Raw genomic sequence first — 23,994 nt, 5'->3', positions numbered from 1 at the left:
ATATTGTAGCACACTAGTTCCGTACCCATAGATGAATCTGCTCAAACAAAAAAGCACCTGCAGGATCACGCCTTGGCAGGTACTTTCGGATAGACGATAATCATTTTGTACATAAAGAAACCGAAAATAATCAGAAATAACAGGGCACTGTAACGATCAGGCACCTCCATATATTTCAGAACAACGCTTAGAATCAATGGCAGCGTGACAGCATAAGCGGACAATTTCCAAAGCTGCTGATAAATGAGTTTTCTCGAAAGCACTCTCCTGAGCAGCATACTCGCAGCAGCCAGCAGGGAAATGCCGACCAATATGATAAAAATGATCAACAATGGGTAAAAGACTAAAAACTGAACCACATACCGCCCACGGGAAATCTCCGTCAAATTCGTTTCCATATGAACGATTGTTGCAACCATATCCGGCAGGAACAACAGGGCCAGAAGAATAAATAAATAGCCGATCGTGTGGGTGATCCCTTTTCTATTCAAGCGGAACATGGCTTCTTTCTTCGGTAAACGCAGACTGTTCATCAAGGAATCAAGGAATCCCATCGTCTCATCCCGCCTTATTCAGCGTAAATCGCCAGTTCTTCTTCAATTTTTCTGCGGATTTTATCCAATGCTTCTTCGGGTGTCTTACCGAATACCCTGTGGCCGTTGACAATGGCGTAAGGACGCACGGCGCACATACCGCAGAAAGATAGACAATCATTCATGAGTACAGCCACTTCCGGGTATTCGGACTCGATCAGACCCTCAATATCCAATTCATTGATCAAGTTCCCGTCACAAACTTCTACGACTACAATCCCCATCGTGCGTACCCCTTTCTAAGATGTTATCAAGCTAAACCTAAAATGCTTCGTGCTTCCTCTTCGTCGTGCTTCATCTGTTCGACGAGTGCATCCATTCCATTGAAATTCACTTCATCTCTGAGATGACGCAGAAATTGCACCGTAACTTCCCGACCGTACAAGTCACCGGAGAAGTCCAGCAAGTATGCTTCGACTTTATAAGAATCCCCGTTCACGGTCGGGCGGTAACCGGCACTGATTAACGTGTAGTGATACTCCGGCTTGTCCCATCCGATCTGGACCGTTCCAAGATAGACGGCCGGTTTCACATTCACGTAAGCGTCAATCCCACCTACGTTCAACGTCGGATACCCGAGCGTACGACCGAGCTGCTGGCCTTTTTCAACAACCCCTGTTACTTCAAAGGGGCGGCCGAGCATCGACTGGGCAGCTTCCATTCTGCCTCCCATCACATGATTCCGGATATCTGTACTGCTCACTTTATCCCCGTGCATCAGCACACCCGGAACGATAGAAACTCCAATGTCGATGGATGCACAGAGTTCTTTCAGCCCTTCGGCGTCCGATCCTCTGCCCTTCCCAAATCGGAAATCTTCCCCGACGACGACATGTCGGATATTTAAACGATTTAAATGTTCCAAAACAAATTCTTCCGGAGACGTTTTGGCATATTCTTTCGTAAAATGAACGTGATAGTACAGCTCGACACCATAGGCTTTGAGATAACGCTGTTTATCCATATCCGTGGACAAAGAGGCTTTAAATGCTTCATCACCGCGAAGTACCCATTTCGGATGATCAGAGAACGCATACACGGCCAGCTTCTCTCCTTCGGCTGCCAGGCTCTTCGCTTCTCTCAGCAGTGCCTGATGACCGAGATGGACGCCGTCCATTTTACCGATAATGAGTACCTTCGGTTCGGAACTTTCCGGCGGTCGTCCCGTGACTTCGATAGTTTCCATTAGCAAAGCATCCCTTCCAACTTGAATTAAACCTGTCTATTCTATATTATCTCCTTTTATTTAATCAACCAACACCTGATTTTGCAATGATTCTGCCCTTATAAAACAACCTCCCATAAAAAAACAAGCCGATTCCCCTTTTAAAAGAGAATCCGCCTGTTTTAACGTAGGACGGAAGCATAGAATTCTTCAATGATTGCTTCATCAGAATGAGGGATTTCTTCCCCTCTAACGATTTGCGCATTGTTGATACAACCGCTTGTCAGCAATACGATATCACCGCTTTCTGCAAGGGATAGAGACTTTCGAACGCCTGCTTCCCGCGTATTTGTTCTATGAATATGAACGGCTTCGGGATTGGAGAACCCCGTCATAACCTGATCGACGATAGCAGCAGGGTCATGGTATCCCGGATGATCGACCGTGACAACAATTTCCTCTGCCCGTCCATCTATAGTCGCAGCCATCTTAGGCATTTTACTGAAATCACGAATTCCAATTCCTGCAATCATGACAATCAAACGTCTGTGCTCCAAGTTCTTCACTTCCTCCAACAGTCTATCCAGCGCAACAGGAGTATGGGCGTAATCCAATATTATCGTCGGACCATCTTCTATGGGAATAACTTGAAATCGTCCTTCCGGGCCTTCCAGTAAGGGGAGCACACGAAGAATAGCTGGAAACTCGTACCCTAAATGAATAGCTGCAGCGATAGCAGACAGGACGTTTGCAACATTGTAAGAACCGTAAACAGGAACGGTAACCGTCTCGCTCATTTCTTGAAAGGACAGGCGGAACCTTGATCCTTCCTGCATCCTTTCCAATTCGGAAGCGTGAATATCTGCTTCCGCTCCGGTGATACTGTATGTCAAACGGTGCTTTCCATCCATCTCCAGCAGATCCTTTGACATGCCTTCATCATCCACATTGACAACCGTATGATCAGCTTGACGGAACAACCGGAGCTTACAGGCTTTATAATGTTCCAGTGTGTGATGATACTCCAGGTGCTCCTCCGAAAAGTTGGTGTGGATAGCTACATCAAAAACAATTCCTTCCACGCGACATTGATCGAGCGCAATGGAAGATACCTCCATTACAGCGGCTTCGTCCGCTTCGTTACGAAGATCACGGAAGATCCGGTGCAGGTCTATCGATTCAGGCGTTGTCGGTGTACTTTTCTTATATTCCAATTTCCCTCGGGATGTCCATATTCCTGTTGTACCGATCGACCCTGTCCGCATTCCAAGCAGGGTTAAGAGGGAACGGACATAAGCAGCAACCGTCGTCTTTCCATTTGTCCCCGTCACACCGATTGTCTTCAACTCCTGATCTGCGTGGTTATAAAATACTTTCGCTGCCACGGCCATTGCAGAACGAACTTCTTCCAACACCACGAAAATGACAGACGGCGCCTTTCCCTGCCACTGTTTTAACAATAAGGGGGCACTGCCTATAATCATGGAAGCTCCTGAATTCAACGCATCCTCTATATAAGCATGCCCATCAAAGTTCTCCCCTCTAATACAGAAAAAAGCCGTATTCTCCTTTACTTGCTGAGAGTGGAAAGCAAGAGAAGACACCATTGCTTCCTCCGGTCCGTACCATTCGAGTATATTTAATTGTTTGAGATGTTCCCTTCGTATAATCATCGCTTCATTTCCTCACAAAATGTTATATTCTTTATCGTCGTCTTTTCGTGTGAAAAGTATGTACAGACGGAGCGTAGAATAAGCGGAAACCTCCCCACTATTTTCCGCGGATATAAAAATCCCGCTGCACGTCCCGGCAGCGGGTCCTGTTCAATCCTTTGTAATAAGAACGGTCAAACTGATCAATGTTACCAGGATCGTTGCACCCATATCCGACAATATAGCCACCCATAAGGTCAGCCATCCCGGGATCGTTAACAAGAGAGCGATCAACTTAAGGCCGAGAGCAATACTTATGTTCGTTTTCACGATCCGGTTCACCTTCTTGGCTATCCTGACAGCGTTCGGCAGTTTGCCTAAATGGTCCTGCATCAACACGATATCCGCTGTTTCAATAGCACTGTCCGTCCCTTTCCCCATAGCTATACCAAGATCCGAAACGGCAAGTGCAGGGGCATCATTGATACCGTCACCAACCATAGCTACTTTGCTTGACTGTTTCCAAGCCTCCACTTTCTCTACTTTATGTTCCGGCAGCAGTTCGGCATGAACATCGGTGACCCCTACTTGTGCTGCGACTTTACGGGCCGTCTGTTCATGGTCCCCTGTCAGCATGATTGTGTGTTTAATGCCTAGTTTGTGAAGCTTGCGGATAAGACTTCTGCTTTCCTCTCTGACTTCATCCGCTACGCCGAACATGCCTAAAATGGATTTTTCATCAGAGATGATCACAAGCGAGTAACCGGAGCGCTTACACTCTTCTATGTCATCCTTCTGCTGCTGGGTGACATCCAGTTCCCGCAACGTCTTTTCACTACCTACATAGTACCCCCTGCCTTCAATCATGGCATAAACGCCTTTTCCAGGAACGGCCTCTACAGAAGATGGTTCTAAACCTCGGGCTTCGCGAACCTTGGGATCGGCCAAAACGGCACGAGCAATCGGGTGCGAGGACTGCGACTCCACTGCACGGGCAATCTTATAGAAGCGTTCCTCGTCATACACCTTGACTGACTGTACCGTCGGCTCTCCTTTCGTCAGCGTTCCCGTTTTATCAAAAGCGATACTGGTGACATTTCCGAGCTGTTCCAGAATGGCTCCGCCTTTAATTAATATTCCGTTTCGGGCGTTCTTTGTTATCCCCGATAGAATGGCAATCGGGGAAGATAAAATGAGGGCACACGGACATCCTACGATCAGTACGGCCAGCCCCTGGTAGAATGCATCTCCCCAGGCAACGGAGAACAAAACAGGTGGAACAATCATCACAAGCAAAGAAACAGCCATGATCAGAGGGGTGTAATATTTTGCAAAACGATTGATGAAGAGCTCTGTGGGTGTCTTATTTTCCTGTGCTTTCTCCACCAACTGAAGAATCTTAGCTAAGGAGGACTGATCATAGCTTTTCGTGATTTCAATCATCAATGCCCCTTCATTGTTGATACTCCCGCCATAGACCAGATGGTCCGCTTCCTTCTCAACAGGGAGCGACTCACCGGTGATGGCTGCCTCGTTGACGGAGCTGTATCCGGAGAGGACCTTACCGTCAGAAGGTATTTTCTCACCGGCCTTAACAATAACCCGGTCCCCCTTTACCAAGTCTTCAATTGAAACGACCTGTTCAGAACCATCCTCCATCAACAGCGTCGCCTGTTTCGGGGCAACCTTCAGCAATTGTTCCATCGAATTTCTGGCCTTCTCCATCCCAAGGCCTTCCAGATACTCATTCAAACCAAACAGAATTGCAACAAGGGTCGCTTCCTTCCATTCTCCAATAGCAACCGCTCCGACTAAAGCGATGGTCATCAATGTATCAATGTTGAACTTCAGCTTAACCAGGTTTTGCGCTCCTTTAAAGAACGTCCTGTACCCGCTGACCGCTATGGCTGCCAAGTATAAGAAAGTCAATAGAGCAGGAGGAAGAACGCTGCCTCCGGCAAGCGCTGCCGCAAAGATGAAGCTCGAAAGGAGGACGAGGTGCAGCATGTTGGGACCGGAGGACTCCTGTTTTCCATCTTCCATCATGGACGCACCGTCCGACCGGAGTATTTTTCTGACACGATCCAAATCGACCTGTTCACTGACGACCAGCTTACTCGAATTAAACAGAAGCTGTGCATCCTGACCTTTATCCAGCTTCTTTATCTCTGCTTCCATTTCCGCGGCACAGTTGGCGCAGGATAACCCCTGCAACTTGTATTCCTTCATTATCAAACTCCCCTTTAGTGGTGAAGCGCATGGTTGATCGTTTGCTGCAGGAGGTCGATCACGTGTTCATCATCATTTGAATAGAAAAGCGTAGTTCCCGATCTCCTATACTTCACCAGACGCAGATTTTTTAAAAAACGCAGTTGATGAGAAACGGTCGACTGTCTTAATTCCAATGTTTCTGCGATTTGGTTTACGGGCATTTCCTGTTCACAAAGCAGATGGAGAATGCGGATGCGGGTAGGATCAGATAACGCCTTAAACGTCTGGGAAACAACAAAAAGCGTTTCCTCATCCAGTTCCTCCACCTCTTTATCAGGAGCGGTTTCTTTATTATGTTCTTTGCTCACTATTCGACACCTTCCTTATATGCGCATATATTCATATACTCATCGTATGCCGGCTCTCCATTTTTGTCAATGCGGTACGAGCCTGTTTTATAATTGCTGTTACCGGGTAAAAATAGAACAGCCCCACCTATTCAAACAAATCATTTGTCATGGAATAGAGTTTGGGATTAGAATATGAAGTCCATTCGCTACCAAAGAAGGAGGAAATGGAAAATGTCTAAAAAAGTTTTAATGATTGTAACGAACCACGATCAAATTACAGAAGGAAAAACCACCGGCATTTGGTTATCCGAGTTCGGTGAAGCATATAACGAATTTAAAAAACAAGGATATGAAGTGACTGTAGCCAGTCCGAAAGGCGGCCTTTCTCCAGTAGACCCGGCAAGTGTCAGTGAGGATGAGCCACAGGAAATCCTTGATACGAAACCGCATCTGGAGGATACACTACCACTTTCCGACGTAGAAGCGGACGGTTTTGATGCTGTCTTTCTTCCGGGGGGACACGGGACGATGTTTGACTTCCCGGACAATGAGAAGCTGCAGCAACTACTACGCAGCTTTTATGAATCGGATAAGACAGTCGCAGCTGTCTGCCACGGCCCGGCGGGACTTGTAGGAGCGACCTTGTCCAGTGGTGAGCCTCTTGTAAAAGGGAAGCGTGTCAGCGCATTTACAGATGCAGAAGAAGCAGACACTACGCTTGATGCGTACATGCCGTTCCTGCTTGAAAGCAAGTTGAACGAGCTTGGAGCTACGGTGTTAACCGGCCCGAATTGGTCCACTCATGTTGAAGTAGACGGCAATCTGATCACAGGTCAGAACCCACAATCTACCGAGGCAGTAGCTAAAGAAGTAGTCAAACACCTTAACAAATAAGACAAAAAGGCATCCCATTGGGATGCCTTTTTTCAAAGTGTTGAAGAGGCACCATCCTTAAACGAGGGTGCCTCTTCCTTATGATGCCCGTCTATTGCCGCTTACCAAACAAGTACCCATACAGTTTCTGGATGAGAATGATATAAGAAAGCAGCCAAAGAACGAACAGGCTGACGACCATCACAGCTTTCCAAATCGTCCATCCGGTTACCAATGTGTGAAAGACTGCACCAAGCAGCGTTATCGTCACGACAATATAAAAGACCGCCGAAGAAACAATTTTCAAACTACGATTGATCCAGGCAGGCATAACTATTCACCTCCCATACCCTACTCTATGTAGATAGAACTAATCAGCTTGTACGTTTGTGCTTCCTTCTCGTAAAAGAGGCGGGTCATTCGAATATGGTAGAATAATAAGCATCATCAGCATACATAAAGGAGAATGACACATGGAGAAACGTTTCGATCATATCGGTATAGCCGTACGAAACATCGAGGACAGTATAACTTTCCATACAGAAACCCTTGGGGGAAAGCTCATAGATCGGTATCGTAACGAAGCAGAAGGCGTGGAGAGTGAAATTGCAATCATTGATATTCACGGGCAGCGCACAGAGCTTTTAATGCCTACGAACAACACTACTTCTCCCATCGCACGCTTCATTAAACAAAAGGGGAAAGGCGTTCATCATGTTGCCTATGATGTCGGCGATCTGGACGCTGCATTGAAGGAATTAGAGCAGCAGGGAATCCGCACTCTGGATGGGACGATGCGGACAAACAAGCACGGTCGCCGCTTAATCTACTTAAACCCGGTGGATACAGAAGGTACCATTATTGAGTATTGTGATTATCCAGACACAAAATAACCCCCGCGCCGTTTCGAACGGCACAGGGGTTTCTTTTTTTATTTTTCGCCGATTGCACCTTGGACATCAAAATCTGCAGGATCCAGCTCTGTCTGCTCTCCTAAGACAAGGCGTGCAAGCTCAGCTCCGAGGTAAGGACCTGAGGTAAGACCTGAGGCTCCAAGGCCATTAGCTGCATACAATCCTGCGTGCGAAGGCAGGGCACCGAATACAGGCAGAGAGTCCGGCGTGAACGGGCGGAAACCGACTCTTGTCTCCACTACGGTTCCATCATAAAGGCCGGGTGCTACGTCAAGCGCTTTATCGAAGATATAGTGAAGCCCCCCTGCAGTGACCCGCGGATCGAAGCCTGCTTTCGTTTCATGCGTAGCACCAACGACCAATTTTCCAGCTCCGAAAGAAAGCATGTATTGATTGTTTGGCGGCATGACCACAGGCCAGTCCTCCGTTCTCTCCTCGCTGAGCTTTAAATGAACAATCTGTGCTTTCTGGGGATGCACGAGAAAGTTGATCCCCAGCGGTTCGAGCAGGTCCTTCGCCCATACACCGGCCGTAACGAGTACAGCATCGGCCTCGTGGAAATCACCATTCACGTGTACACCATCCACACGCTCCTCATCATAGGACAGTTGTGCCTCACCTTTGATCCACTCCGCTCCATGCTTTTCTGCCGAAGCAAGCAGAGCATCACGCAGAGCACGCCCGTCCACCCGCGCTGCTCCACTTACATGAACGGCTTTGTATCCTTCTTTAAGGGGTGGAAACAGACGCTTCGTCTCTGCCTCGGAAATGATTGTAACTTCCCCCATTTCAGGAGCATCTTCTCTTCTTTTCAATGCTCGATCCAACGTTTTTTGCAGTTTTTCTTCGTCAGTGTGCAGACCGATTGCCCCGACACGACGGTACCCGGTTTCTGTCTGCCCATCCGCTTCCAGACGACGGATCAATTCCGGATAATAGGCGGCACCGCCCTTAACAAGTTTATACCATCGTTTATTTCTTCTTTGAGCAAGCCACGGACAAACGATCCCGGCCGCAGCATCCGTCGCCTGCCCACGGTCCTTCCGATCTACAATCTTCACATCTGCACCGGCCGCTGCTAAATGATAGGCCGTCGAGGCACCAAGGACCCCGCCGCCTACAACAATGTATTTTTTCATTCCTCCAACACCTTTTTCCTCTTTTATTAAAACCAACCCCATTGTATAAGAGGATGGGAACCTGCTCCAATGCAGGCGAACAAAAAACCCGGAGGATTCCGGGTTTTCAGCATTTCTTTTATTCCGTTACTGTTTCTACCTGCCATTGATCATTGACGAAGAGGCCGATTACTTTCAACTGGAGGTCCCAAGAATGAACCAAATCCACAGCCTTCTTAATCTGTTCTTCCTTCTCTTCACGAGGGCAAGGGTTACCGGCACAGTCATGGTGACCTACGATGGCAAGTACTCCGGAACCGTGGTTTTCTGCAGAAATGCGAAGCTTGGCTTTAACGGCAGCCAGCTGGTCTTCTGTCCCTTCCAACAGGTATTTGGTCGGTCCAGCTTCTGTAATCATGTCGATATACGGAGCACCATACTGTTCCTGCATCCATTTGATGACAGGAAGTTGAACTCTTCCATCCATACAATTTATTGCTGTAGCAAATTCTGACATACAAATCCCTCCTATAGTTATCTGTTACCCATTTTACCACATAAAAAAAGCAGCAGGTACGATCAACCTGCTGCTTCCGTTTATTGTGTGATTCCCTCGATCTGCATCTCTTCTACGGTTCCTGTACCATTCTCACGAACACGCACCTGCATCTCGACCTGGTCTCCCTCTTTCAGGAATATAGCGAGAGGCGCTTTGCTCGTCGTAACGGTATAAATCGTCGTATCGCCTTCTAGAAGGAATTGCACCGATTGACGGGACTCCGTGGAGGTAACCAAGACCCGGTTGATGACACCGCTCTTTTCTGACAAATCAACCGCTTCGCTTCCCTCCACATTACTTGGATCCTGTGCAACCTGCAGACGATATGCATTCAAGGTCTGCTTCGCTGTATCACCGAAAACGGCAAAATCGGAATCAGATGCTTTGATGTACGCATACTGTTTGAACAAACCGTTCGGATCCAATACGTTGACGATCCAGGTTGGTTCTCCGTCTACGTTATAGAGCACCGGCATCGTTCCGGTCCATTTCTTCTCCGGATACTGCTTATCTACAATTTGAATAGCACCTTTGCTGTCCATGATCCCTTGATTTTTTTGACCATTGTAGTAAGTCAGCTCACCGGTCCTGGCATGAATAAGCGTATAACCAAGCGCGGAGTCGATGTTTTCTTTCGGTGAGGCCATGTCGGTGAAATAAAACATTTCTCCCTGCTCGTTAAAGATCGGAGTGACGCTGCTTTCTGTTCCGGATTCATTCGGGATTTTGACATCTTTCTTTCCGAAAATTGAGTTTAACCAACCATTAATGTATTTACCAAAGTATTCGTTCTCCAATGCCGCTAACTCCGAGCTGACAGATCCCTCTATGAATTCCGGCGCTTTTGCCGAGTCATAGGTTTTCACATTACCGGATACCGGATCGACAACTGCTACTTTAATCTCGTCCATATCCGGACGATTCGAGAAGAACAACGGTTTGTATATGGTTTGGACATACCAAGGTTTCCCTTCATCGTCCACCTCGATTTGCGCTTCTCCACTCTGAATGTAATTCGGGTGTTTATTATATACCGCCCGCTGCACGTTGTGTTGGAAATAGCTGGAGTTCGTGTACCGCATCTTACTTTCCACAAATTCCGGCTGCGCATTGATGTTCGTCGCTGAGATAGAGAAGTAGCCTTCCGTTTCTTTTCCTCGGAAGTATCTCCAGAAACTCGAGAATTCGACAGGTGCGATATAAACGATTTCTCCATCTACCTGTTGAGCCTGTAGTTTTCCAAGATCATAAAACTGTGTGTTCGGAACGACACTCATCGCTTTTTGAACTTTGTTCCGCGCCGATTCAGGTGCTACGGAAATCGGCGTGTTTTCTTCATTCAACGGCTTCGCTTCTTCCTCTTGGGACTGCGTGATCGTATCGTGAGACGTCTGCAAAGCGATGATGCTGTATACGAATACAGCAAGGATGGCCACAGCAACGAGGAGAACGACTCCTCCGGTAAGCGACCGGGTTGCTGCCGGCATAGAAACCGGTATTTTCGCTCCCCCATAGACAAGAGGTACGAGTACGATGGCGACAATCGCATTCAGTACTAATAGATTTGGAATCGTAATCGTAGGCATGAAAACATAAACAACGATGACCATGACAACCATACCGAACACGAACAGGCCGATGCCTGTTTTCATAATCTTCGTTCTACGCATTCTGTTTTTGAAATAAGCAATGATCGTCAGTATGAAATAGAGAATAAATGATAATACCGACGCAAGTAACATACCAAGCATATGTACTTCCCCCTTATATATTTCTTTACGTTTCATCCCTCCATGAAGTTTCACTTTTCACATGAAAGCAAGTACGAAAAATCCGAACGGCCGCCCACTTTTTTGCGAATTGGAAGGACCGTTCGGATTATCGCCATTAAGAAGAACCTGTTTGTTTCCCTGTATTCATCCAATAGTCAGCCAGTCCCATGGCACATACTTCCATATCCAATTTCAATATAGTATAGATGTGATGATCGTCAGGTATGCCGTGTTCTTTTAAGAATGATGAAACTTTATTCATCAAGGAGGTTTGAATGTCCCGTACTCCTCCTCCATCACTAAGGATCTCATAGGAAGTATTCGTAAATACGGGAAGCCATTCAAGCACTTGGTCAAACGTTTGATCAGGATCTTCCCCCATCCCGAAATGGCCGAAATAAAGCCTGTCTGGATTTAAATCCCGAAACATTCTTATAGATTGCTCCATCGCTCCAGGGTCGAACTGATTCGGAGAGGTCGTCGGTAAGTGAAAGATCAATCCGTGATCATCTGTTTGGTGGTAACGAATCCCGCATGTATCGCCGGTAAATATTCCGTTCGTCAGCGAGTCGTGAATACCAAGATGATGTTTGGCATGTCCCGGTGTATCGTAGAAGGTCAACACCCGTTCGGGGGACAGGGGCATTGTTTCTCCTTCTTTTTTTACACACAAACGACTTTCCGGTATTGGTACGATAGGATCGAACAACTCATTAAACTTGGTTCCATAGACCATTTTTGCACCTTGGATCAATCGGGATGGATCGATCAGGTGTCGTTTCCCTTTCTCATGGACGATCACTTCCGCATTCGGGCAGTCTTGCAACAGGAGTCCTGCCCCACCTGCATGGTCCAAATGAATATGTGTAAGTATGATGGTCTTCACACGATCCAGGGAAATATCCAACTCCTGCAGCCCCGCCTTGACTTCCTTTACGGACAAGCTCGCTCCTGTTTCAACTAAGACGATGTTTTCTCCTGTCAGCACATATGTACCTGTGCGACCTTCCAATCCCATATCCATACCATCAATGACATACGTATCTTCTGCAAGTTTCCATGGACTCTTCATTTACCCCTCTCCCTTCCAATCACTTCCATTCTACAAAAAACCATGTCACATTGGTAACGTTTTCTCTCAGAATACGTGTCACATTTCCCGAACTAGGTGAATATCATGGTTTCTGAGGAGTTGGTGAAAGTGAAGCAAAATCAGAACATGTCCTCCCCCGAGCAAATGAAACCTACTTACGAACAATGCACGAGGTACCAGTACTATCACGTCAACGTCAAACTGAAGGACGGAAGAACGTTAAACGGGATCATCACCGACGTCACTCCGGATCAGGTGACGATGCTTGTCAGTGAAGATGTGGATAGGAATGAGGGGCAGGACAACACCGGTGAACGCCAGTACGGCTATTGGAGAGCCCGCCGCTTCCAAAATGTCCTGCTTCCATTGGCCGGACTCGCTACCCTCGCGCTTATACCCTATTACGCACCGTATCCTTATTATTCCTACCCGTACCCATACTATTATTGACCTATCTCGCCCTATGAATCTTATCTCCATTATAAAACCCCCTCCGCTTCCAAAGCCGGAGGGGGTTTTTTTTGGTATTACAAAAAGATGTCTTTCTCTACCTGCTTCCATTCGTAAAAATGTCCTCGTTTTCTCATTAATGTCTCATAAGACCCTGTTTCTACCACCATACCCTGGTCCATCACTATGATTTGATCCATCTTCTCCAGGCCGGACAGACGATGGCTAACAAGGATGACCGTATCACGCTCGGCTTTCTGATAGAGATGCTTATAAATAGATTGTTCTGTCAAAGCATCAACGGAAGAGGTTGGTTCATCAAGCATCCACCACTTCTCCCCTTTCAAAAATGCTCTGGCAATTGCAAGACGCTGTTTCTCTCCGCCGGACAAGTTTTCCCCTTTTTCAAGAACGACCTGTTCAAGAGAAAAATCCAGCCCGACATCTTTCAAAGCCTGCTTCATCTCCAACTGTGTCAAACCGTCCCTTGCAATGGACAAGTTCTCTTCGATTGTGCCATAAAAGTAGTGGTTTTCTTGAAGAACCACATTACTCCGCGCCCATACGCTCTCTTCCTTAACCTGCTCGATCGGCACGCCGTTCACTTTTACACTCCCCTGATCTGGCAGCTGAAAGTGAAGCATAAGCTGCAGTAATGTAGACTTCCCCGACCCACTCGCTCCGACGATGGCCGTCTTGGATCCGGCCGGAATAGAGAGGGACACGTCGGATAAAGCCTTTCTTTCTTCATTAGGAAACGTGTAATCGACATGTTCAAATTCGATGGCTGGAGCACCGGATTCAACGTTTAACTCGGACGTAGTAGGTACACTCTCTTCCTCTGTGATTGTAAAGAGTCGTTCCGCTGCACGCTTGCTGTCATCCAGATGCGAAGGTAGAACGGCCATTGGTGTCGCATTTTCAAAAACCGTCAACGATATCATGACAAGCATGGCAAGGAAAAGACCATTGAGATCCCCTCGGGCAACAAGATATGCCCCGACGCCTAGCACAACCCAGGAGACGATAAGGGATACTCCTGTGTTCCATGACAGACTGGCAAGCATCGCTTTTCCGTCCCGTTCCTGTTCATGAATATACGTTCCCGCTGCCTCACGCAAGCTGTTCTCTCTTCCTTCCAATTGCTGATAAATCTTTAAATCCCGGAATCCATACAGAAATTCTGTCGCTTCAGTGGACAGAGCCCCGCGAGCGGTTCGCACACGGCTCCCTAACTTCCGCTGCTTTACTGCATACCAGGACGGGATGAAGAGGCCGGTGACAACAAGGCCACCCAACAGAACAAGCGCCACAGGCAAGCTGAAAATAGCCGTGAATACGATCGTTGCAAGGAAGATAATCACAAGGACGACCGGCGGATAGTAAACGCGCAGAAAGAAGTTCTGCAGGCTTTCAACGTCCCCGACTATTCTGGCTAATAAGTCTCCACTCCGATATCTCCGAAAAATCCGGGGTGCATGAGGCTCCAGTTTTTTATAGAATGCTAAACGGATATTACTCAATATGGTAAACGTAGCCCTGTGTGAAAAATACCGCTCTGCATATCTGCCAAGCGCTCTGGCGAAGCCGAACAGTTTCAAGAAAGCAATCATGACAGTCAAGGCGTACAACGGTGGAATCAGTGCTGCACGGGAAATTAGATAGCCGCTTGAGGCAAACAGACCCACCGCGGACATTCCGGCAAGAAATCCGAAAAGAACAGATAAGACGATGTCTCTCTTTTCCTTGACGACCAGGTGGATGACTTCTCTCAATTCTTTCATCACGTGCTGTCTCCTTTCTGTACAGTCACCATCCGTCTATATTCAGGAACCTCTTGAAGCAGCGCTTCATGGGTCCCGAGGCCAACCTGTTCCCCTTTATCAAGAAATAAAATTTGGTCAGCGTTTTTGATGGTGTGCAGACGGTGGGCCACTGTAATGATCGTAGAGTACTCTGCCAATGCAGCTATGGAATGCTGAAGAACCCGTTCCGTCTTTAGGTCAAGGCCGGTTGTCGGTTCATCAAACAAGATGATCGATGGTTTCTTCAGAAAAGCCCGTGCGATTGCCAGCCTCTGTTTTTCCCCGCCGGAAAGGCCGCGCCCTCCCTCTCCAACAGGAGTGTCATACCCTTGATCCAGCGATTCAATTAAATCTGATATACCGGCCTTACGCGCCGCTTCCCTGATCTCTTCCATCGAGTGACGACCGTTGTCACCGATTGCGATATTCTCTGCCATTGTCCCGGAGAATAGATACGGATTCTGGGAAATGTAACTGACACGTCTAAACCAATCTTCCTCATGATAAGAAAATAATGATTTTCCATTTACAATAATTTCGCCCTTCTGAGGTTTTACGAGACCCGCAAACATATGGAGAGCGGTCGTCTTTCCTGCGCCACTCTTTCCCACAATCGCCAATTGCGTTCCTGACGGTAATTTTAAGTTAAGGTCCTGGAGAGAGAACCCTTCCCCGTATTGAAAAGAGACCTCTTTGAACTCTATAAGCGGAGGAGCATCAGTGACCAGCCTTTCTTCTCCCCAGTTCAAGTCCTCTTCCTCTTTCTCCAGTTCCGCAGCCAGTTGATTGGCGGCACCGGCACTCCCTCTCCCTGTATGGAACGCGCTGCCGAAATCTTTTAATGTTAAGTAAAACTCCGGAGCAAGTATAAGAATGAAGAAACTGGAGAAGAAGGATATTTGTTCATAAACGACCAATCGAATTGCAATTTCCAATGCAATCAGTCCAATGCTTAACATAGAAATAAATTCGAGCATCAAAGAGGATACAAACGCCACCTTCAATACTTCCATCGTGGCATCCCGAAAACCGTGACTGCTTGTTTCAATTTCCTTCACCTGCTGTTTGGAACGTCCAAACAATTTAAGCGTTGTAAGACCCTGCAGTGTATCGAGGAATTTCCCGGAGAAGGCAGACAGCTTCTCCATTTGTTCTTCCGATTTCTTCTTTGTCATCACGCCGATAATCGCCATAAATAATGGAATAAACGGTGCGGTAATGATCATGATCAATCCAGAATATAAATGTTCCGCAAATACAACAATCAAGATCATAAAAGGAATAATCATCGTCTGAATCATTTGTGGCAGATAACTACTATAATAACCGTCGATTTCATCTACGGAATCCATAAGGACACTTACTTTACGCCCGGATTGACCTTCCATTGCGGACTGCAGCGGATTCCTGGTGAACTTAGACAGCACCTGCCTGCGAAAATATCGTTTCGAATCTGCTGCCATTTTCACTCCAATTCTTCCGTTCCACCATGTGAAGAATGTGCGTCCTGCCAACACCAGTAATAAGCCCGCAAGAAGCGGCACAATCTCCCCGAAGCTTTCGTTACCGAGAAAGATCCGGTCGACAATCGCTACGAAGAAATAGGATTGACCAATAATGGTTGCCCCGATCAGGAAGGAGGTTACAATCAATGCCCATAGCACACCTTTATTACGAAAAGCTACACGGCTTAGTTGCTTCATAGCTGTTCATTAGCTCCTTATATGCATTTTTGTGAAAAACTTCACATTATCTACATTATAATTCATATCTTTGACGGTTTCTAAAGAAAAGGCGCCGGATTTTGTGACAATTCTGTATCATCGTCCCCTTTTCCAAACACTGTCATACCTTTCTTTTCCCTTTACGAATAAAAGGGGGAATGGGAGGTCATTCTACAGGAAGTATTTATCTTTTTTTATGATTTTTCATGCTTTTTTCGACTATTCCCTATTTTTTTCGACATTATCAGCTAATTTTTTGCAAATTTTCAACATTAACATGTTTATAATTTGCTGTCAAAGGAAAAATAAAAATGAATCTTGTATAACCTATGGGATAGCAAGGCTCAGTACATATTCAAAAAAGATTAAATTTTGACAAGCAGATTATATTCGTTAAGATAAGTTTGTAAAGAAAAAATTTAATGAACTTTACTGCATGCGTGGCGAGGAGGTTTTTAATGACCAAGAATCATGAAGATGACTCCAGAGACGTCATCGAGAATGCCAAAGCCTTAGTCATCGACTCCATAGCAGAAACGATGGATTTGTATGGCGTGACGCGGAGTGCCGGAACCCTTTATGGAACGATGTACTTCGAAAAGGACATGACCCTCGATGAAATGCGTGAGAAACTCGGAATGAGTAAGCCGAGCATGAGCACAGGAGTGAAGAAGCTCCAAAGCTACAGCATCGTCAAGCAGACATTCCGAAAAGGAACACGCCGTCAGACATTTGTCGCAGAAAAAGATTTCTTCAACTTCTTCTCCAATTTCTTCTCAAGAAAATGGATCAGAGAAGCTAAGATCAATATGGATGCCGTAAAAAAGGCACAAGCTGAACTGGAAATGATCATGAATTCTACGGATATTGATGAGGACACCAGATTTGAAGCAGAGCGGATCCACCGTCAGTTGGAAGGATCCAAGCCTTATTATAAATGGCTGTTGAAGTTAGTCGATTCCATAGAAAGTGGAGAGATTTTCGAGTACATCCCTATTGATTCTGAAGAATAATTGTTTCTATGCGCCTCTCAAAAATAACAGAACATGTTATTTCAGGGGAGACGTATGCGCGCTGTGATTTGCAGAAAATTCAAAAAACTACAAGGAGTGATATCATTGCAACCGTCAAATCAATCGAAGTCCTTCTTGGCTAAGAACGGACCGGCTATTTTGCTTGCAACACTGTTAGGTATATTTGTCCTCTACATCGCCTTCACAAATGAAAACATCCAATGGGGCGGATTCATCGCCATGATTGCCTTTTATGCCCTCGTTTACTACATCGGTGCTATCTTCGCTACTAAAAAATCCGGATCTCTCGAAGACATGATGGTCGCTGACCGCAGCATGCCGCTCGGCGTCGCCATGTTTACAATGGCCGCTACCTGGGTCGGTGGTGGTTACATCAACGGGACGGCGGAATCCACTTATGCCGACGGAATCGTATGGGCCCAGGCGCCTTGGGGCTATGCACTAAGTTTGATCATTGGTGGTATCTTCTATGCCCGTAAGATGCGCCGTTATGAATTCATGACCATCCTCGATCCACTTGAACAACGTTTTGGTAAGAAAATGGCAGGTGTTCTGTACCTACCTGCGCTCCTTGGTGAGATGTTCTGGAGTGCCGCTATCCTGACAGCACTTGGTACAACGTTTGGAACCATTCTGAATATCGACTTCACTACCTCCATCATTCTTTCCGGTATCATCGCTATCGCTTATACTGTAGCCGGAGGTATGTGGGCCGTTGCATATACAGACGTGTTCCAAATGGCTATCCTGCTCATCGGTCTTATCCTGGTCGTGCCTTTCACATTAGGACATGTAGGTGGACTGGATGCCGCATGGAGCGGTTACAAAACAGAGTTCGGAAGTTACGCCAACCTGTTCCCTCCACTGAACGGCTGGCAGGACCCTGAATGGGGCAATTACTTCTGGAACTGGATCGACTACGCATTGCTGCTTATATTCGGTGGAATTGCCTGGCAGGTATATTTCCAGCGTGTCCTTTCCGCTAAAAGTGAGAAGACAGCTATGTGGCTTTCCATCACAGCAGGTGTCATCTGTATCATCGCTGCCATTCCAGCTGTGTTGATCGGTGTCGTTGGAGTCAATATCGACTGGGCATCCATGGGTATCCCAACGCCTGAAAACGCATCTGTCATTTTGCCGCACGTTCTTCGATATCTGACTCCTGAACTGGTATCAGCCATCGGACTTGGTGCACTTGCAGCTGCTGTTATGTCATCCATGGACTCCTCGATCCTATCTGCCTCTTCTATGGCATCCTGGAACGTGTATCGTCCATTGATCAACCCAAATGCAGACTCAGACAAACTGAAGAAAGTCATTAAGCGTACCATCATCATCGTTGGTGTCGGATCCATGATTATCGCCTTGAACGTAAAGAGTGTCTACACTCTCTGGTATCTGGCCTCCGACCTTGTTTACACAATCTTGTTCCCTCAACTGACAATGGCATTGTTTTATAAGAATGCCAACCTTTACGGATCGATCGCCGGTTTTGCGGTTTCCCTCTTCCTTCGTCTTGGAGGCGGAGAGCCAGCACTAGGTCTCCCGGCATTCCTACCGTACCCGATGATCGAAGACGGCATCGTCCTCTTCCCATTCCGTACGACAGCATGTATCGCGGCCTTCCTTATGATCTTCATCGTCTCTGAATTGACGAAGAAGAAATGTGCTCCGCGGTCACTCATCCTGCCGGAACACAAACGACAAGAAAATAACGCGTAACAACAGAAGCACCCGGGTTTCCGGGTGCTTTTTTATATCACCTGATGAAATATTGAACATATCCCACCAATATACATACAGACGCCCACTCCACTCTTTCTTATGATGGAGATGAGGTGAAGTTATGTATCGAATACTATGGAAAAACAGAAATGTGCGTTTTTATTTATTAGGCGGAAGCATATCACGACTTGGCGACAGCTTAGCTGCAATGGCCTTTTTGTTTCTTGCCCATGACCTGACGGGGTCTGCGGCCCATACGACAGCCATGGCAGTAGCAGAAACCGCTCCCTATTTACTTTTCGGATTAATCGGCGGAGCAGTAGCGGATGCCCTGCCCAAAAAGAAGCTGTTGATCATCCTGGATCTCCTCCGTATTCCCATGGTCGCGTCCATCCTGCTGCTCCATTATGCAGATGCGTTGTCCTACGGCGCTCTTCTTATCATCAGCTTTCTTCTCCAGTCAATCGGCTGTTTCTTCAATCCGGCACACCGTGCTGTCCTGCCTATGATTACAAAGGAGGAAGAACGTTCTGCCGCCAACAGCCTTTACGACACCATGACTAGAGGCGTTACAATAGGGACGCCTCTTCTATCCATCGTCATCATTGAAACCATGGGAGTGGTCCACTTCTTCAGTTTAGATGCGTTGACCTATGTATGGAGTGTCCTATGCCTTGCGCAGATCATAATGGTAGAAAAGCGAAGTACAAAGTTCTCGATCCGTTCCATCGCGCCTTCTGTCGGATCCTTTCTTAAGTGGGCGGGAAGAATGCCGTCTATCCGAAGCCTTTTTTTCTTCACGTTTTATACGGTGTTTATGAATACGTGGGTATGGCAGGTGGGATTGCTGCTCGCCCTTATGGAGGCAGGCCCGGACGGGGAGCTGTGGTACAGCGGAATTCAAGGAGTATTCGGTGCAGTCGTCATTATAACCAATCTTCTCGCCCCGCTATTCATTCAGAAATGGGGGCTGCACCACTATGTAATCGGTGCAGCCGTTTGGGGAACCGGTATTTTGTATTACGGCGCTTTCTATAAACCGGAGCAGTTTGTCATTGGCACGATCCTTATCGGCATCGGTATTCCTGTTGCAAGCCTTTCCCGGGTCTATCTACTGCAGAAATACGTGCCGGAGTCCAAGATGGGAAGAGCATTCAGTACAAATGCCGTTCTACTGTATGCCGCAAATACCATTTCCCTTGCCTTCTTTGGACTGCTCTCGACTTTCCTGTCCATTCAGACACTTATGATTATAAGTGGCTGCTGTATCGTCTTTTTATGTGTGGCTTCGTGGTTAGGTAAAGGCGTGCCGTTTACGAAACTGCGTCGGCGTCTGATGATAAATACGTCTAAATAATTGATTATAAACCGCAATGCTTGAGAACCCGTGTTCCGTTGCTATCGTTAAGACGGATCGTTTCGTATGAAGCAGATCCTGCTGACTTCTGAACAAGCGGTACATCTGAAGCCATGAATAAGGAGAGACCCCGCTCTCCCGCTTAAATAGATGAGAGAGCTGGTATTTATCCATACGAGCGACTTCCGCTATATCTCCAAGCGTCCAGTTCTCGCGGTAGCCTTCCTTCAGTGCATCCATCACCCGGTTTAACGGATCAACGCTTTGTGTTAAAACTACGTCATGTCGGTGAGAGCCAAGTCCATACTTAAGCAGGAGGATTGCAAGCTGCACCATACTGTTTTCCACAAACAGGGAGCTGGAATCTCCCCCCTCCGACTTCAAAAATGACCGGACGAATGATACCCACTGATGAACGGGCTCCTGCCGATAAGGAAGAGCGGCGAATTCCGGGGATTCCGATGGGTAGCCAAGCTCTCTAGCGGTCTCCATCAAAAATTCAGGACGGATTTCTACAAGGAACTTTTCTTCATCTGCCTTCCACTGCTTATGTTTCATAGTTGGATTAAACAGGACAAACTGCTCCTTATCAATGACCAAGTCGCCCGATTCTGTCTGGTAGCAGCTCTGCCCATATGGAGAGAAGACAAACTTATAACAATCGTCTCTCCTCCAACTTCTTTCTCCCAATCCGTCGTACCTTTGAAGAAATAACCCATGCGCATTCTCTACAATCATGACAGCTCCTCCTCCGCTCCCACATTCTGTCATCATTGTATCATTCTTTATGTGGAAGAGTCTCCGGTTCGAGAAGGTTCCTCCGTCCTATTACAAGAAGTTTCTCGTAATTCCGCCTCCAGGAAACGTTCGGCATCAAGTGCCGCCATGCAGCCGGTTCCTGCCGCCGTTATGGCCTGACGGTATTTCTGATCCTGCACATCACCGCATGCGAATATTCCCGGAACATTCGTCTTTGTCGTTCCAGGCTCAACCAGCAAATACCCCTTCTCATCCATATCCAATTTTCCATGCAGGAAATCGGTGTTAGGATGGTGTCCGATCGCCACAAATATTCCGTCCGCTTCGATCATTTCCTCCTTGCCTGATTCGTTATCCTTCACTTTCATGCCGGTAATTTTGGCCCCGTCCGAGATCATCTCCACCGGTGTCTTATTCAGCGCCCATGTTACTTTTGCATTCTCTTTCGCCCGGGTCTGCATAATCTTCGATGCCCGCAGTTCTTCCCGTCGGTGAACGACTTGGACGTGATCCGCAAATTTCGTAAGAAAAGCGGCCTCTTCCATGGCGGAATCCCCCCCGCCGATAATGAGTACCTTCTTGCCTCTGAAAAAGAAACCGTCACACGTGGCACACGTACTGACCCCTCGACCGATGTTCTCTTTCTCTCCAGGAATTCCAAGCAGCTTGGCAGAAGCGCCTGTGGACACAATCAATACCTCTGTCTCCAATTCTCCTATTCCGCTCACTTGCAGCTTAAACGGCTTCTGATCCACTTCCACATTTGTAACCCATCCCTGCTGGAAAGTTGCGCCGAACCGTTCCGCCTGTTTCCTCATATGGTCCATGAGAACAGGTCCCATAATTCCATCCGGGAACCCTGGGAAATTTTCCACTTCCGTTGTCATGGTAAGCTGTCCCCCCGGCTCCGGACCTTCTATGACAAGCGGCTTCATGTTCGCTCTCGCCAAATAGACGGCAGCGGTCAACCCTGCAGGTCCTGTGCCTAATATTATTGCTTGATACGTCATGAATGCTCCCCCTCTTCTTTTCCTTTTTGTCCACGATTCCAATATGAACCTCATCAGAATTAATGTATGCATCTGAAAAGGAAAAGACCCCTCCGTCAACCGTTTATACCAATGACGAATGACCATGCATCCCGCCTCTATTTTCATATACTGGGAAGGAAGACCCGAGACTTGGAGGAGAAAAGTATGCCAAGAAAAAGAAAAGATCGCAGGATTCGAAGGCCGGGGTTTTGCGTTTTTCCAGGATACAGGTACTGCGGTCCGGGGTGCAGCGGACCGGGAGAGCCCATCAATGCCGTCGATGCCGCCTGCAGAGCGCACGATGAGTGCTACCGGATAAAAAAAGACTACTGCGCTTGTGACCGTGCATTTCTGAAACGACTAAAAAAACTTCAAACACCGGAAACGCAGGAAGGCAGACATGCTCATACCTTGTATCAATATATGAAGGTTCAGAAGACATTCACTTGTTTCTAAAGGCAGGAGCCGGAAATGTGGTCCTGTCTTTTTTTATTGCGTCTCCTCTTCACAAAATTATCAATTATAATAGAGGAAGGAGAAACGAGCCTACTTTTCAAAAAGGAAAGAAGTGCTTATAATAGAAATCAGTATGCATATTTTTGAATGATTTGGTTTCGTCAACACGAGAGGATGTATAACTCAATATGAAGTTTGAAGAAAGGTTTGATTGGCAGCTCTTCTTTATTGCTTGTTGTTTTGTCGTTGTCAGTATCGTCGCCTTATACAGCGCCCAGCAAAGTGGACAATATAATGAAAACTTTGTCCTTAAACAATTGCTGTGGTATGGACTGGGAGCTGTCGTTATCGGCTTCATGCTCCTCGCTGACCCGGAGGATTTCAAGAACATCAGCTGGTATTTATACGCATTCGGCGTGCTCCTGCTGTTTCTTCTCGTTATTGCTCCTCCATCAATCGCACCCGTGATCAAAGGACAAAAAAGCTGGTTTGTTCTTCCTGGTTTAGGATCGATGCAGCCGGCCGAGCTGATGAAGATCTTTACGATTCTTGCCCTCGGCAGAGTCGCCGTCAACCACAACCAAATACACCGTGTATCTACATTAAAAAGTGATGGTATTCTCCTGCTGAAGCTCGTTGCGACGACAGGTCTTCCATTACTGTTGATCATGCAGCAGCCCGATTTAGGGACAGGCCTTGTGTTCATCGCCATCTTGTCCGGATTTATTCTTATTTCCGGCATTCAATGGAAAATCATTCTTCCTATTTTCGGATCCATTGCTGCACTGGGAACGACGTTGATCTGGCTCGCTCTGCAGGCACCACAGATCTTGGACAAATACTTAGGAGTAAAATCATACCAGTTGGGAAGGATTTATTCCTGGTTCCAACCTACGAAATACGAAGATTCAACCGGTTACCAGCTCGTCAAAGCGATGAGGGCAATCGGTTCCGGTCAGTTGTATGGAAAGGGATTTGGAGAACGGGAAGTATATCTGCCGGAATCACAGACGGATTTCATTTTCAGTATTATTGCAGAAGAATACGGTTTTCTCGGTTCTTGTATCGTCATCATTCTGTTCTTTTTCCTGATCTACAGATTCACGACGATTGCGTTCCGCGCCAACAGCAACTATAGTTCCTACGTCATGGTCGGTATCATTGCTATGATTGCCTTTCACGTATTCCAAAACATCGGAATGAGCGTGCAGCTCCTGCCGATTACGGGTATCCCGCTTCCATTCATCAGTTATGGAGGTAGTGCCCTGCTTGGGAATCTGATTGCGCTAGGTGTTGCATTTTCCATATCGTACCACCATCGAACCTATATGTTTGGAGATTAAAAAAAGCTTC

The 23,994-nt window shown here is 46.9% G+C and carries 23 protein-coding genes; 8 read left to right on the top strand and 15 right to left on the bottom strand.

Annotated features, from left to right (window positions below; all coding sequences use genetic code 11):
* Positions 1 to 65 precede the first annotated feature (65 nt).
* The 6 genes from QRD89_RS01250 to QRD89_RS01225 form a co-directional block, all read right to left on the bottom strand.
* Positions 66 to 554 (bottom strand): DUF1189 family protein, encoded by a 489-nt coding sequence (locus QRD89_RS01250; protein WP_026578856.1) that lies wholly within the window; start codon positions 552 to 554, stop codon positions 66 to 68.
* Between the two features lie 14 nt (positions 555 to 568).
* On the bottom strand, positions 569 to 817 hold the full coding sequence (locus tag QRD89_RS01245; protein WP_008634912.1) for a YuzB family protein: 249 nt from the start codon (positions 815 to 817) through the stop codon (positions 569 to 571).
* Between the two features lie 26 nt (positions 818 to 843).
* Positions 844 to 1,779, bottom strand: coding sequence for a riboflavin biosynthesis protein RibF (gene ribF / locus QRD89_RS01240; protein WP_008634913.1), 936 nt, complete (start codon positions 1,777 to 1,779; stop codon positions 844 to 846).
* Positions 1,780 to 1,940: 161 nt separating this feature from the next.
* A complete protein-coding gene (locus QRD89_RS01235; RefSeq protein WP_286096131.1) occupies positions 1,941 to 3,431 on the bottom strand; it encodes a UDP-N-acetylmuramoyl-L-alanyl-D-glutamate--2,6-diaminopimelate ligase in 1,491 nt (496 codons plus the stop codon).
* A gap of 150 nt (positions 3,432 to 3,581) precedes the next feature.
* A complete protein-coding gene (locus tag QRD89_RS01230; RefSeq protein WP_286096130.1) occupies positions 3,582 to 5,639 on the bottom strand; it encodes a heavy metal translocating P-type ATPase in 2,058 nt (685 codons plus the stop codon).
* Between the two features lie 14 nt (positions 5,640 to 5,653).
* Positions 5,654 to 5,989, bottom strand: a complete 336-nt coding sequence (locus tag QRD89_RS01225; RefSeq protein WP_008634919.1) for an ArsR/SmtB family transcription factor — start codon at positions 5,987 to 5,989, stop codon at positions 5,654 to 5,656.
* Positions 5,990 to 6,202: 213 nt separating this feature from the next.
* On the opposite strand from QRD89_RS01225, the gene QRD89_RS01220 reads away from it, so the two are divergent.
* Positions 6,203 to 6,865: a type 1 glutamine amidotransferase domain-containing protein gene (locus QRD89_RS01220; protein ID WP_008634921.1), complete on the top strand. Its 663-nt coding sequence runs from the start codon at positions 6,203 to 6,205 to the stop codon at positions 6,863 to 6,865.
* A gap of 91 nt (positions 6,866 to 6,956) precedes the next feature.
* On the opposite strand, the gene QRD89_RS01215 is transcribed toward QRD89_RS01220, so the two are convergent.
* On the bottom strand, positions 6,957 to 7,175 hold the full coding sequence (locus QRD89_RS01215; protein ID WP_008634923.1) for a hypothetical protein: 219 nt from the start codon (positions 7,173 to 7,175) through the stop codon (positions 6,957 to 6,959).
* Positions 7,176 to 7,317: 142 nt separating this feature from the next.
* On the opposite strand from QRD89_RS01215, the gene QRD89_RS01210 reads away from it, so the two are divergent.
* A complete protein-coding gene (locus tag QRD89_RS01210; RefSeq protein WP_008634926.1) occupies positions 7,318 to 7,737 on the top strand; it encodes a VOC family protein in 420 nt (139 codons plus the stop codon).
* Between the two features lie 38 nt (positions 7,738 to 7,775).
* Here QRD89_RS01210 and QRD89_RS01205 read toward each other — a convergent pair whose 3' ends face one another.
* The 4 genes from QRD89_RS01205 to QRD89_RS01190 all read right to left on the bottom strand — a co-directional run bounded on the left by QRD89_RS01205 (position 7,776) and on the right by QRD89_RS01190 (position 12,279).
* Positions 7,776 to 8,897 carry an NAD(P)/FAD-dependent oxidoreductase gene (locus QRD89_RS01205; protein ID WP_286096128.1) on the bottom strand — a complete coding sequence of 374 codons (1,122 nt, stop codon included), beginning with the start codon at positions 8,895 to 8,897 and terminating at the stop codon, positions 7,776 to 7,778.
* 118 nt (positions 8,898 to 9,015) lie between these two features.
* Complete coding sequence (locus QRD89_RS01200; protein ID WP_008634933.1) at positions 9,016 to 9,393, bottom strand: carbonic anhydrase; 378 nt, start codon at positions 9,391 to 9,393, stop codon at positions 9,016 to 9,018.
* 80 nt (positions 9,394 to 9,473) lie between these two features.
* Positions 9,474 to 11,186, bottom strand: coding sequence for a hypothetical protein (locus tag QRD89_RS01195; RefSeq protein ID WP_008634935.1), 1,713 nt, complete (start codon positions 11,184 to 11,186; stop codon positions 9,474 to 9,476).
* Between the two features lie 136 nt (positions 11,187 to 11,322).
* Complete coding sequence (locus QRD89_RS01190) at positions 11,323 to 12,279, bottom strand: MBL fold metallo-hydrolase (RefSeq protein WP_286096127.1); 957 nt, start codon at positions 12,277 to 12,279, stop codon at positions 11,323 to 11,325.
* A 129-nt stretch (positions 12,280 to 12,408) separates the two neighbouring features.
* On the opposite strand from QRD89_RS01190, the gene QRD89_RS01185 reads away from it, so the two are divergent.
* Positions 12,409 to 12,750 (top strand): hypothetical protein, encoded by a 342-nt coding sequence (locus QRD89_RS01185; protein ID WP_153017450.1) that lies wholly within the window; start codon positions 12,409 to 12,411, stop codon positions 12,748 to 12,750.
* A 77-nt stretch (positions 12,751 to 12,827) separates the two neighbouring features.
* Here the strand turns inward: QRD89_RS01185 and cydC are convergent, their stop codons facing one another.
* Together cydC and cydD are read right to left on the bottom strand one after the other, a co-directional pair.
* Positions 12,828 to 14,534: a thiol reductant ABC exporter subunit CydC gene (gene cydC, locus QRD89_RS01180; protein ID WP_286096126.1), complete on the bottom strand. Its 1,707-nt coding sequence runs from the start codon at positions 14,532 to 14,534 to the stop codon at positions 12,828 to 12,830.
* Positions 14,534 to 16,258, bottom strand: coding sequence for a thiol reductant ABC exporter subunit CydD (gene cydD, locus QRD89_RS01175; protein ID WP_026578847.1), 1,725 nt, complete (start codon positions 16,256 to 16,258; stop codon positions 14,534 to 14,536). Before cydD ends, cydC begins: the two co-directional genes overlap by 1 nt.
* Positions 16,259 to 16,737: 479 nt before the next feature.
* Here cydD and cudC point away from each other — a divergent pair, with 479 nt between their 5' ends.
* The 3 genes from cudC (at position 16,738) to QRD89_RS01160 (ending at position 20,395) form a co-directional block, all read left to right on the top strand.
* A complete protein-coding gene (cudC, locus tag QRD89_RS01170; protein ID WP_008635826.1) occupies positions 16,738 to 17,292 on the top strand; it encodes a choline uptake/conversion transcriptional regulator CudC in 555 nt (184 codons plus the stop codon).
* Positions 17,293 to 17,451: 159 nt separating this feature from the next.
* On the top strand, positions 17,452 to 19,035 hold the full coding sequence (locus QRD89_RS01165; RefSeq protein WP_369815279.1) for a high affinity choline transporter 1: 1,584 nt from the start codon (positions 17,452 to 17,454) through the stop codon (positions 19,033 to 19,035).
* 124 nt (positions 19,036 to 19,159) lie between these two features.
* On the top strand, positions 19,160 to 20,395 hold the full coding sequence (locus QRD89_RS01160) for an MFS transporter (protein ID WP_286096125.1): 1,236 nt from the start codon (positions 19,160 to 19,162) through the stop codon (positions 20,393 to 20,395).
* Here QRD89_RS01160 and QRD89_RS01155 read toward each other — a convergent pair.
* Positions 20,333 to 21,133 (bottom strand): helix-turn-helix transcriptional regulator, encoded by an 801-nt coding sequence (locus QRD89_RS01155; protein WP_051349003.1) that lies wholly within the window; start codon positions 21,131 to 21,133, stop codon positions 20,333 to 20,335. The genes QRD89_RS01160 and QRD89_RS01155 overlap by 63 nt on opposite strands.
* 47 nt (positions 21,134 to 21,180) lie before the next feature.
* A complete protein-coding gene (gene trxB, locus QRD89_RS01150) occupies positions 21,181 to 22,164 on the bottom strand; it encodes a thioredoxin-disulfide reductase (RefSeq protein ID WP_051349009.1) in 984 nt (327 codons plus the stop codon).
* 66 nt (positions 22,165 to 22,230) lie between these two features.
* Between trxB and QRD89_RS01145 the strand changes: the two genes are divergently transcribed.
* Both QRD89_RS01145 and QRD89_RS01140 read left to right on the top strand, forming a co-directional pair.
* Positions 22,231 to 22,641 carry a phospholipase gene (locus QRD89_RS01145; RefSeq protein ID WP_353477928.1) on the top strand — a complete coding sequence of 137 codons (411 nt, stop codon included), beginning with the start codon at positions 22,231 to 22,233 and terminating at the stop codon, positions 22,639 to 22,641.
* A gap of 188 nt (positions 22,642 to 22,829) precedes the next feature.
* The gene (locus tag QRD89_RS01140) at positions 22,830 to 23,984 is read left to right on the top strand and encodes an FtsW/RodA/SpoVE family cell cycle protein (RefSeq protein WP_008635818.1); all 1,155 of its coding nucleotides are present in this window, start codon (positions 22,830 to 22,832) and stop codon (positions 23,982 to 23,984) included.
* Positions 23,985 to 23,994 lie beyond the last annotated feature (10 nt).

Source organism: Halobacillus sp. ACCC02827, assembly GCF_030291935.1.
Classification (GTDB): Bacteria; Bacillota; Bacilli; order Bacillales; family Halobacillaceae; genus Halobacillus.
Note: the sequence above shows the minus strand (reverse complement) of the source record. Positions and strands in the feature narration are given on the sequence as shown.